Below are 11868 nucleotides of genomic sequence, written 5' to 3' on the forward strand. Positions count from 1 at the left end.
CGGCGAGAAGTCGACCAAGGTCTATGGCCCCGACGTCTGGCTGCCCGAAGAGACGCTCACGGTGCTGCGCGACTACGTGGTGTCGATCAAGGGCCCGCTGACGACCCCGGTCGGCGGGGGGATCCGGTCGCTCAACGTCGCGCTCCGGCAGGAACTCGACCTCTACGTCTGCCTGCGTCCCGTGCGCTACTTCGCCGGCGTGCCGTCGCCCGTGAAGGAACCCGAGAAGACCGACATGGTGATCTTCCGCGAGAACTCGGAAGACATCTACGCAGGCGTCGAATGGGAAGCCGAGAGCGAGAAGGCCAAGAAGGTTATCAAGTTCCTGATCGAGGAAATGGGCGTCAAGAAGATCCGTTTCCCCGACACCTCGGGCATCGGCGTCAAGCCGGTCTCGCGCGAGGGCACCGAGCGCCTGGTGCGCAAGGCGCTGCAGTACGCGATCGACAACGACAAGCCCAACGTCACGCTGGTGCACAAGGGCAACATCATGAAGTACACCGAAGGTGGCTTCCGTGACTGGGGCTACGCGCTGGCCCAGCGCGAGTTCGGTGCCGAGCTGATCGACGGCGGCCCGTGGTGCAAGTTCAAGAACCCGAAGACCGGCAAGGACATCGTGGTGAAGGACTCGATCGCCGACGCGTTCCTGCAGCAGATCCTGCTGCGCCCGGCCGAGTACTCGGTGATCGCAACGCTGAACCTGAACGGCGACTACATCTCCGACGCACTGGCCGCGCAGGTGGGTGGCATCGGCATCGCCCCGGGCGCCAACATGTCCGATTCGGTGGCCTGCTTCGAAGCCACCCACGGCACCGCGCCCAAGTACGCCGGCAAGGACTACGTCAACCCCGGCTCCGAGATCCTCTCGGCCGAGATGATGCTGCGTCACATGGGCTGGACCGAAGCCGCCGACCTGATCATCAGCTCGATGGAAAAAGCCATCCAGAGCAAGAAGGTCACCTACGACTTCGCCCGCCTGATGGACGGCGCGACGCAGGTCTCGTGCTCGGGCTTCGGCCAGGTGATGATCGAGCACATGTAAAGCTGGCGCAGGCAGTGCCTGCTGACGCAAAGAAGCCCCAGCGCATGGAAATGCCTGGGGTTTTTTGTTGCCTGGTGTGGCAGCAGATCACGCATCGCAGGCGGTGACGGCCCGAGGCTCTCGCCGCACCGCATGTCGCGCGCGAGGTTGGCAGTACCGGCAACGTTGATGCACCTCATGCATTGGCATTGACCTCGTAGCGCGTCCAGCCGTCGGCCTGGGTCAGCGTCGGGCGGTTGTCGATGACTTCGTTGAGCGCCCGGCGGGCGCCGTTGGCGCTCTCGATGACGGCGCTGCAGGTGATGGAGGTGGCCACGTGCTGCTCGGTCTCCACGACGTCGCGGATGGCCTGCAACTGGGCGACCGTGCGGCCCGGTGCGCGCCGCGGCGCGGTGCTCGTCCCGCGGGCAACGGCGATCTCGGTGTCGATCTGGGCCAGCTGGCCCGAGCGGTCGGCCGTGCCGTAGGTGGGCCGCACATGGAAATTGCGCACGGTCGAACCCGCGTCCACCGCATCCTTCACCGGCCGCTCGAAGCGGTACAGCATCGAGTCGGCCGCACGGTTGTTGCTCTCCTGCGCGAGCGGCGTGAGGTTCTTCCAATCGTCGCCGGGGCCGCCGATGTTGTGGTTCAGCAGGTGGCCACGCACGTAGTACGACGACGCCCCGGTCTGGTCGTTGCGGCGCTTGATCAGGCGCCGCCATGCGCGCAGCGTGGCGGTGGAGTCTGACGGCGTGCTGCCGCGTGGCCAGACGGTCAGCGCCGCCCGCGTGATCACCGGGGCCGACACGTCGCTGCCGTAGCTGTCGGCCGCTGGCGGGCCCCAGGCGGGCCGCTCGCCCGAGGCCGGGGCATTGCCCAGCAGCCGGGCTGTCACCACAGAGAGCTGGTTCAACAGCGCGTCGATCTGCGCTGCCGGCGCCGCGGCGGCGCTGCCGGCAGCGGGTGCCGCGGTGTGTCGCGCGCCCCCCGAGGCCGCGCCGGCGGACACGGCTTCGTCCTGCTTCTGGCGCAGCAGGTTGTACAGCCGCAGCGCTTCGGTCTTGTCGGCGCTGTCGGGTTGCCGGGCGACGAAGTCGCGGAACGGCTCGGGGTCGGATTCGAGGATCAGCGCAGCCTGGCGCCCATCGCCGCGGAAGTACATCTGGTGCCGCTCGCCGTTACTCGAGCGGAAGGCCACGCGCGCGCGCCACCAGTCGCGCACCGCGGCCACGCCGCGCCGGGCCATGTCGATCACCGCCCGGCCGAGGCGAATCGCGCGGTCGATCACCCAGTCGATGGCCGCGTCGACGCGCGCGCGCAGCGCATCGAGGATCTCGGCCAACCGGTGCGCGATGCGGCCGAAGCCGAACTGGTTGGCGAGGAAACCGATGGCCACCGGCAGCGCCCGCGCAAGCGCGCCTTCGAGGAAGCCCGCCGCCTGGTCGATCTGCCCGCGGGCGATGCCGAGCACCCCATCGAGCACGGTCGAGACGATCTCCAGCAGCTCGCGCAGGTACTGGATGAACGATTCGATCGCGTTGTAGATGGCGATCAGCGCGTTGACGATCGGCATGATGCCGGTGACATCCAGCAGCGACAGCAACCAGCGCGTCGCGACCGAGATGATGCGTTCGGTGACCCAGCCGATCACGCCTTGCACCACCGAGTCCCACAGGTTGGACAGCCGCTGTTGCACTTCGCGCCACAGCCCCGCCGGGCCCTCGTTGACGAGGATGGAGACGAAGCTCCAGACGCCGGTGGCGATGTCCAGCATCTGGCGAAGCCGGTCTGCGATGCCCTGGCCCACGCGCTCGGCCAGTCGCCGGAACACGTTGTCGACGGTGACGCCCAGCACTTGCAGCACGAAGCCCAGCACGCCGCGCAACGAGAAGTCGGCCGGCGGTTCGATGCCCGCCTCGCGGGCCGCGCCGAAGAGCCAGGACGCGATGCCGTTCAACAGGTGCGTGCCGACGTTGTCGAAAAAGCGGCCGAAGCCTGCGCGCATCGCGCGCAGCAGGTTGCCGAGGAAGGCGAGCGGGTTGGCCAGCACGTCGCCGATGGCCTGTGCCGCCTTGGCCAGGATGCGCACGACCAGTTCGGGCGGCAGGCCCAGCACCCGCAGCACGGCCTGGAAGAAGGTCCACGCCGCCCGCGCGAGGTTGCCGTCGACGAAGGCCTGGCGCAGGATCTCCAGCGCCGTTTCCTGCACCCGCTGCCACAGCTCGGGGTTCGAGAAGAAGGCGCCGAACACCGGGATGCGCGACAGGATCTGCGTGAACAGGAAGTCGCGCACCGGGTCGCGGATGCAGGCGGGGATCCGCCGCCACACGCCCGACAGCACCAGCTGGGGCAGCATCATCAGATCGGTCACCACGCCGATCAGCCGGTTCACCGTTTCGAGCACGGTGCGGAAGAACGGCGTGAGCCGGTCGAAGCCCTGGACCAGCCAGGTGAACAGCGCGCCCACCTGATCACGCGCCCAGGCCAGCAGCCGCTGCGCCGCGTCGTGCAGCCAACCGAGCGCGCCCGCCAGCATCGACAGCAGGGGGCTGGCCCGCAGGCGGCCCATCCAGTCGCCGATGCCGGTGGCGAGCTCGCCGAGCCGTTCGCCCAGCCACTGGCCGGCGTCGACGATCAGGCCGCGCACCCCGGTGATCACCTGCATGACCGACGGCAGCGCGCCGGCGATCGCCTGCCGGTTCTCGGCCACCGGGCGGCCGCCGGACTGGCTTTCCATCTGCGAGGCCGTGTCGCCGAGCTGCCCGGCCAGTTGCTGCATCTGCTCGCCCATGCGGGCGACGAACGGTGGCGGGATCAGCGCCGCGATCCGCTCGGCTGCGCTTGCCACCGGCTGCCACACCGGCCGCGTCTGCTCCTTGATCGCGTCCCAGGCTTCGCCCGCCTTGCGCGAGATCCAGCCGATCAGCCCTTCGCGGTTCGCGCCCGCGTTGGCGTCGGTCGGCTCGGTGCCGAACAGCTGCTCCTGGATCCAGTCCCACGCGGCGCCGAGATCGTCGCGCACCGGCTGGGTCCAGTCCCAGATGTCGCGCCCCAGTTCCTGCAGCCACGCCCAGACGTCGCCCGCCGTCTCTTGCAGCCATTGCACCGCGGGCGCGCCATAGCCGGCCCAGATGCGCGAGAAGAAGTCGCCTACCGGTTGCAGGAAATCGGTCAACCGTGCCCAGGCGGCGCCGGCCGTGTCGGCCAGGAAGGTGCGCAGCTCGCGCACCGCCCGGAACAGCGGCTCGCAATCACCCGAGGCCAGCGCCGCGATGATCGGCTGCGCCCGCGCCACCAGGCCGCCGAAGACGGAAGACAGCGTGTCGATCGCGCCGGCCGGGTTGAGGCGGTTCAGCGTGCCGGTCAAGCCGTCGAACACGCGGCCGAGCTGGCCTTTGAGCCAGTTCACCGGCCCTTCGCGAACGATCGGCTCCAGCCGAGGCGCGTAGCGGCGCAGCACGCGCCAGCCCTGGCCGGCCAGGAAGCGGCCGGCGCTGTCGAACAAGCCCGCGAGCAAGCCCGCGTCGTTGCCGCCGGCGCGGTGCAGCGTGGCATCCGGGCCCGGGCTGCCGACAGGGCCTGCAGCCTGCATCTGGCTGCGCTGCGCCTGGTGCTGCGCGACGTGGGCCAGCTCGTGCGCCAGCAGCGCACGGCCGGCGTCGCTCGACGGTGCATAGGCGCCGTGGTCGAACACGATGTGCTCGCCGAGCGCGAACGCGTGCGCGTGCAGCTGCGTGGCGAGCGCGCCGGCCTCGTGATCGTGGTGGATGCGCACGCGCGAGAAGTCGAGGCCGAAGCGGGCCTCCATCTCGCGGCGGACCTCGATCGGCAGCGGCGAGCCACCCGCGCCCAGGCGGGCGAGCCGGTCCGCCAACGAGGGCGGCAGCGCCAGGCCCGCCTCGGCTTCGTCGGCGCGCAGCAGGCCGAGTTCGCGCGGCAACTCGGGGATGGGCGTGTCGATGGCCGCGCCGGGTGCGCCTTTCTCGCCGCTGCCATGGCCCAGCACCGCGCGGACGGCCTGCCGCGAAGCCGCCTGCACCACCTGCCGCGGCACGGCCAGCGCGCGCGCCGCCATGCGGTCGGCGTGCACCTCGGCGCTGGCGTCGGCGCGGCCCAGCTTCAGCTTCGGCTTGAGAAAGGGCAGCACGACAGCGCGTGCGCGTGCCGCCACGCCGGGCGGCGCCCGCGCCGGGCCCGCGTTCGTGCGCTGTGGTGCATGAGCGTTGGCGAGCACGGCGCGGGCCCGACGATCAGGTCACCGTGAGCGACGCCGTGTTGCTGCGCACGCCGTTGTTGACGACGACCAGCGTGCCCGAGGTTGCGCCCGCCGGCACCGTGGCGACGATCTCCACCGCCGACGACCCGTCGCCCGCGAAGGCCCAGCTGGTGATCGCCAGCGGCCTGCCGTTCAGCCGCACCTCGTCGCCGGCGTTGCGGGCGCTGCCCAGGCCGACGCCACGTACGGTGACCTGCCCGCCGGCGGCGACGCGGTTGGGCGTGACGCTCTCGATCCACGGCGTGTATGCGCGGCAGCGTTCCAGCGCATCCTCGGCCAGGCGCTCGGCGGCCTGGCCTACGGTGGTCGGGTCGCAGGTGTGGAACATCTCGTGCAGCAGCGTCGAGGCCATCATGTAGCGACCGATGCGGAAGGCCCGCAGGTTGAAGGCGATGTTGGGCTGGTTCGGGTCGGGCTGCAGGCCGTAGTCGGCGTCGTCCTGCGGCAGCAGGTAGATGCGCGCGTTGTCGAAGGCCCGCTGCAGCGCGTTGGCGCCGGCCCCGTTGGTGCAGTTGTCGTTGAAGTAGTTGCGACAGCGCGTCGAGCCGACGACCGCGCGGACGATGCCCTCGGCCTGGTCGAGGCGCCTTCGCTGCTCGGCATCGGTCACGACACTCAGGCCGGCCGGCGCCGGTGCGGTGCCGAGGCGCCAGCGCCGCACCGGCGCCAGGCTGTCGGTGCCGAAGGGCGTGGAGCCGGCTTGCTGCATCACATGGGCGAGCTCGTGCGCCAGCAGGTGGCGGCCATCCGCCGTGCCGGGCTTCCACTCGCCGGCGCCGAAGAAGATGTCGTGGCCGACGGTGAAGGCGCGCGCCTGTAGCGCCGTCGACAGGCCTGCGCTCTCGCTGTCCGCGTGCACACGCACGGCGTGCAGCGGCGCGGCCAGCCGGGGCTCGAAGAAGCTCTGCTCGGCCGCCGGCAACGGGGCGCCCGCGCCGCGCAGGTGGCCAATGCGCGAGGCGGTGGTTGATGGCAACGCGCCGCCTTCCGCGGCCGTGCTGGTTGCGGCGGTGGGCGAGGGGGCATCCGTCGCGCGGCGCTGCACCGGCGCTTCGTCCTCCGGCTTCTTCTTGCGTTGCTCTTCTTCCTCGCACTCCTTGCACTCACGCTGCACGCGCTCGGGTGACGGCGCCACGCGCTCGGGTGTGGCCGCGCTCATCACCTGCGCGGCCACGCGGTCGGCCTGGGCCTCCTGCGGGTCGTCGGTGCGGCCGAGCACGAGCTTCGGTTGGACCGCATGGCCCAGCACATGGGCCACGGCCTGACGGTTCTGTTCGGCCGTCTCGGGCGCGACGACGCGCCGCGGCGCGGTGCGGGCCACGCGGGCCGGGATGCGGCGGGAGCGGAGCTGGAGCTTCATGGCACATCCTCCCGTTCAGTGGGGGCCGTCAGATTTGCGACACCGACATGAAATTGCTCGACGCGCGCATGTGGACGGTGCTCACCTTGATGTCCGGCAGCGACTGGATTCCGATGATGTCGCCCTTGTCGTCGCGCACGTAGACCTCGTCGCCGACGTTGCCGACGACACTCACCTGGTTGACCATCAGCAGGGCCAGCGGCGTCTCCACGTACTGGGTCGCGTCGGCAGTGAACTGGTTGCCCTGCACCGCGAGCTTGCGCGCGACGAGCGAGTGGCTGCTGTCCGTCAGTGTGTTGCCCGACAGGGTCGCGCTCGATGCGCCGGCAATGCCGCTGGGCAGGTCTCCTTCGGGCGAATTGGGCACCAGGCTGAGCAGCCGGATGATCAGGTTGCCTTCGATCGTCAAGGCGCCGCCGCCGGTGGCGACCAGGTCGGTGGTCTTGTCCACGTGCAGGTCCGTCGTCGGCAGCGTGCCAGTGTCCCAGAGCTCGAGCTCGTTCATGAACAGCACCAGGCCGCCCAGCAGGTTGCCGCGCAACGAGACGGTCATGCGGTGCGACGCCACGCCCAGTGCCAGGTTGGGGTAGATGGAAAAGCCCCAGCCGATCGGGCTTTCCTTCAGTTGGGCGGTGAGGGCCTCGTGCGTGAGGTCCTTGCTCGCCACCAGCCGGCCGAGCTTGTCCATCTTCGCCAGATCGACGGGCGAGGGCTTGGTGATCCGGCTGGCGACCACACGCGCCGCCTCGGCCTCCGCGGGCGCGGGCGCGGCGGCTTTCACCCGGGTCGAGGCCGTGGCCTTGGTAGATGTCTTCGCCGCGTTGGCGGACTTTGTCGCCTTCGCCGCGGGTTTGGTGGCGGCTTTGGCCGCGGCCGGCGTCGCGTCCTGCGCCTGTCCGGGGATGGAACCCTTGGGCACTGCCTTCAGCGTCGGGGCCGTCCTGGCCTTGCGCGCCGCGATGGCCGGCGGCGTTCCCTTGGCGATCGCCATGCCAAGGTCGACGCGGTCGGGCTCGGGCAGTTTGAGGATCAGGTCGGCCACGTCGGAGTCGAAGCGCGGCCGGTCGCGTATCTTGTCCAGCAGGTCATCCGATGGTCGCACCAGCTCCGTGTCGGTGGCGCCCCCGGTTTCCGGGCCCGGCCCCGATTGATCGCCGACGTAGAGCACGAAGTCGATCATCGTGTTGTCCTGCCAGTCGACGCGGGCGTTGTCGCTACTCGGCTCGAACAGCACCATCGAGCGCAACGTGAAGGTCGAAGAAACGCGGCCGTAGCTGCAGCCCGTGCTGCGGATGTGGTTCGATCGCAGGTCCAGTTGCGCGCCCTGGAATGGTTGGTCGTAGATGGCACCGGCCATCGCGAAGGTCAGCCCGTCCAGCACCACCTCGTTCGCGGCCAGGGTCAGCACCCCCGACAGCAAGACCTGCACGCTGGCGGCCGCGTGGCCACGCATGCGGATGCCATGTTTGTCGGTGACGGCCAGGTCCGTGGGCAGCGGGTGGTCGCCCGGCATCAGGCACAGCGAGATGTCGAGCGAGGTCGACGCCGCGAAGTCCGTCAGCACCTTCTGCAACTGGCCGGGCGCCACGATGATCTCGCAGCCCTGGCCCGAGATCTGGCACAGCTTGTCGATCGCGTCCTGCACGGTGACCACGTTGGGGTCGGTCTTGATCTCGTTGCAGCTGATGCGCGAGCGGTCCAGCGGCAGGTGGGTGGCGCGCAGGTCGCACAGCAGCAGGCCCAGCAGCTCCTGCACCTTGTGCAGGCCGGGCGTGATGGCCATCAGCTCGCGCAGCGTGCGCGAGCCCGAGTTGGTGCCGTCGACGCAGGCGTCCACGTTGTCCATGATGTCGCCCGCGTCCAGGTTGCCGGCGAGGGCGTCGAGCGCCTGTTGCACGGTCAAGGGTGCGGCGCCGCCTTCCTGGATGTCGTTCCAGCGCGCCGCGAGCGTGGCCGGCGCGTAGGGCAGCCGCGCCGCGTTCAGGTGGCACATCAGCGCGTCGAGGATGTCTTTGACCGACGGGCTTTTCGGCAGGCCGTCGAGGTCGGGAAAGCCCGGCAGCGTGGTCGTCATCAGCGATGCGACGCTCGGCGCCGAGGGCGTGCCGCAGCCCGGCACCGTGTAGCCCACGTCTTCAGCCCCCAGGTCGCACAGCGCGTCGAGCGCCGCCTGCACGTTCTCGGCTCCGCCGAACAGGCCGATGCAGTGGTCGGTAAAGCCGACGTCGGCCGCGTGCAGGTCGGTCAGCGGCGGGAAGCCCATCTGCCGGCGCCGCGCGTCGGTGAAAGGCTGCACGTTGCCGGCGTTGTCGGTCTCGGCGAGCAGCAGGTAGTGGTGGCGCACGCCGCGCGGCGCCTCGGGGGCGATCTTGCCGAGCACGATGTCACCGCTCTTGTCCACCGCCTCGCGCACCGCCGCCTGCCAGTAGTCGCCGGCCAGGAAGTGGCGCAGCGCGCCGCCGTTGCGGTAGCCGAGCTGCAGCTCCATCAGGTCCAGCCGCATCAGCACCACCCCGGTGGTGGTGTCGAAATGAACGTAGCCGTGCGAAGACGCGTCGAGCGCGGTCGACAGCGCCGTGCCGCGGTCCACGCAACGGCCGGCCACCAGGGTCTGCGTGGTGAGGTTGATCTCGGCGTAGCCGTCCCACTGCCGCACGAAGGCATTGGGGGCAGGGCTGGCAGGGCGGAGGAAGCTGTCCTGCAGCAGCCCGCGGCGCCGGCGCTCGGCCGGTGGGAAGTGCTGGCCGGCGAGGTTCTCGGTGTCGCTGTCGAACCACTCCCAGACCCAGTCGCCCTGGTCGAAGCCGGCCGGGAAGGCGTTCCATGGGTAGGCCTCGGCACCGTTGTCGCGCGACCACTTCAGCACCACGTGGGTCTGGCCGTTGTCGACGAAGACCTCGTGCACCTCGGTGCGGAAGAGGTAGTTGCCGATGCGTTCGTCGACGCTCACCTCGTCCGCGCAGGGGTCGCAGGCGTCGGGCTCGCCGAGCGTGGAGATCAGTTTCAGCGTCAGCCTGGCATCGCCCAGCGATGGATTCAGCAACGGATCGAGCGGGTTCAGGTCGCCTGTGCACCACTTGACCTGCAGCATCGTGCGCGTGCGGGTGGCCGTGTCGGCGCCGTGCAGGCCGGCGTCCTGCACGGCAGGGTCTTCCAGTGATGAGACGGGGCGCTCCCAGACGTCCGCGTAGATCTTCAGCGGGCCGAGCGCGAACGCGGGGGGGTTGCGGTAGTCCGGTTGCGCGGTGATGGTGAGCGGGCCGGCCGCGTCCAGGCGCGCGGGCACGCCTTCGACATACAGGCGGCCCGGGTTGACGACCAGTGTCGAGCCGCTGCGCGCCACCGACAGCGCCCCGACGCGCGGCGCGCCGGAGGCCACCACGTCGCCGAGCGCGGCGTCCAGCCGCGTCTTCGCGATGTCGGCGGCTTCGTTGACATCGGCGTCAACGATCATCCGGCCTTGCTGCAGGTACACGCCGGAATAGCGCTTGGAGCTGTCGAAGGTGTCGCGGGAGATCTGGGTTTTCATGGGGTGGCCTCGAACCTGAAAGGGGTCAACGCGGCTTCGGCGGGGGGCAGCGCAGCGACGCGTCGGGCACCAGCACGGGTTCCATGCCGACCGGCATGAAGTCGCGCAACTTGTCGATCACGGCTTGCTCGCGCAGCGTGTAGCGCAGGTCGTGGCAGGCGCCCTGTTCGCCGCCGTCCTCGGCGCCGAAGCGCAGCGAGGCGGGCGTGGCCGGGTGCAGCACGGCGCAGCCTGGCGTGCCGAAGGTCGTGGCGACGAACACCGGTGCCGCGTCGGTGCAGGTGGATGTCACACGGAAGTCCGAGTCGCTCCCGTCCGATTGCCAGGGCGCGGGCGGCCCGGCGGGCACGCGGCTGAAGCGCACGCAGCCCGAGCGCGGCACGTCGGTGTCGGCCAGCGGCAGGTCCTTGCGCGGGAACTGCATCAGGAGGCTGTCGCTGGCGGTGAGCCGCTCGGCCACCAGGCGTTCGAGCACGGTCACGTATTCCAGCGCCACCGCAGCGCGCGGCGCGAGCAGATCCTTGAAGAGGCACGCCCGGGCGTCCACCGTCACCGGGTGGGAGGTGGGCAGCATCAGGTGCAACCGGCGCAGCGCGCAACCGACCAGGCGCACCGACCCGGCCACCACCTGCAGCTCGTTGTCGAACCACAGGTTCTCGAAGGTCCACGGGTGCGCGTCTTCGAGCCGAGCGACACCGCGCACCTTCACCGGCGCGGGGGTGGTCCCGCGCAGCGTGACGCCGCCGTCGTCGCCGCGCACGAGCGAGAGCGGCAGGCCCGGCGGCAGCGCCGCGGTGCCGGTCACGGCGTTCTGGATCGCCGTCCAGTTGACCGAGGCCGCCTGCGGGTCGAAGAAGCCGTCGAAGGGGGCGGCGTGCAGCACGACGCGGCGCGGGTGCACGTGGCCGCGCCGCCAGTCCGGCGTGCGCAGGTCGGCGCTGCGCGCGGACAGGTCCTGGTAACTGTCGGGCAGGCAGGGCGTGCCGTGGCGCGAGGCCTGGCGCCACGACACCTCGTCGTTGCCGTAGGTCGTGGTCTCGGCGCCCGCGGTGCCGGGGGCTACGCGCACCGCGCGCGAGTGGCGGCGCAGGTCCACCGTGCCGTTGGGCAAACCCGGGTGCGTGGCGTACAGCGGCCCGAGGCCGGGGCGGTTCTTCATCGCGATCGATGCCTCGCGCGGCTCGGCTTCGCTGAAGCTCGCCGCCGGCAATCGCGCGAAGCCGGCGCGCGGCGTGGCGGCCACCAGGCGCCAGCCCTCCTGGGTTTCGACGGTGAGGCGCGACACGGCGGCGGCGATCTGCTCGGTCGCGGCCGTCGTGCCCTTGCGTTGCCGCCATGGCACCGCATTGGCGATCTCGGCGCGCTGGCCCGCTTCGAGCGGCGACATCGGCACCACGTCCAGCAACTGCGCCAGGTAGGGCAGAACCCAGGGCTGGCAGCCGCGCCACATGCCGAATTCGTCCTGCCCCTCTTGGTCGGGGAACAGGTCCTGGTAGCGCTGGCGCAGCGTGCGGTACAGCGCCTGCTGCAGGTCGCCCGCGACGAGCAGCAGCCGCGCCATGTCGCCCGGCGCGATGTCCGTGCCGCTGGGGTCGCGGCGCGGGTTGTCGCGGTCGCGGTGGACCTCCGGCATCTGCCGGTACAGCACGCTCGCGAGGTCGACGGGGGTCATGGTGGTG

At 70.7% G+C, this 11868-nt stretch carries 5 protein-coding genes; 1 reads left to right on the plus strand and 4 read right to left on the minus strand.

Annotated features, from left to right (window positions below; translation table 11 throughout):
- Nucleotides 1-1042 (plus strand): NADP-dependent isocitrate dehydrogenase (icd, locus tag VFY73_RS27830; protein WP_329724841.1); only part of this gene is annotated, 1042 nt, incomplete at its 5' end.
- 175 nt (nucleotides 1043-1217) lie between these two features.
- Here icd and VFY73_RS27835 read toward each other — a convergent pair.
- From VFY73_RS27835 to VFY73_RS27850, 4 genes are read right to left on the minus strand one after another with little or no spacing between them, the layout of a single operon-like run.
- Nucleotides 1218-5258 (minus strand): eCIS core domain-containing protein, encoded by a 4041-nt coding sequence (locus VFY73_RS27835; RefSeq protein WP_329724842.1) that lies wholly within the window; start codon nucleotides 5256-5258, stop codon nucleotides 1218-1220.
- Between the two features lie 16 nt (nucleotides 5259-5274).
- Nucleotides 5275-6660: an eCIS core domain-containing protein gene (locus VFY73_RS27840; RefSeq protein ID WP_329724843.1), complete on the minus strand. Its 1386-nt coding sequence runs from the start codon at nucleotides 6658-6660 to the stop codon at nucleotides 5275-5277.
- Nucleotides 6661-6688: 28 nt separating this feature from the next.
- Nucleotides 6689-10189, minus strand: a complete 3501-nt coding sequence (locus VFY73_RS27845) for a DUF6519 domain-containing protein (RefSeq protein WP_329724844.1) — start codon at nucleotides 10187-10189, stop codon at nucleotides 6689-6691.
- A gap of 25 nt (nucleotides 10190-10214) precedes the next feature.
- Nucleotides 10215-11861, minus strand: coding sequence for a phage tail protein (locus tag VFY73_RS27850; RefSeq protein WP_329724845.1), 1647 nt, complete (start codon nucleotides 11859-11861; stop codon nucleotides 10215-10217).
- Nucleotides 11862-11868 lie beyond the last annotated feature (7 nt).

The organism is Ideonella sp. (assembly GCF_036277275.1).
Classification (GTDB): domain Bacteria; phylum Pseudomonadota; class Gammaproteobacteria; order Burkholderiales; family Burkholderiaceae_C; genus Ideonella.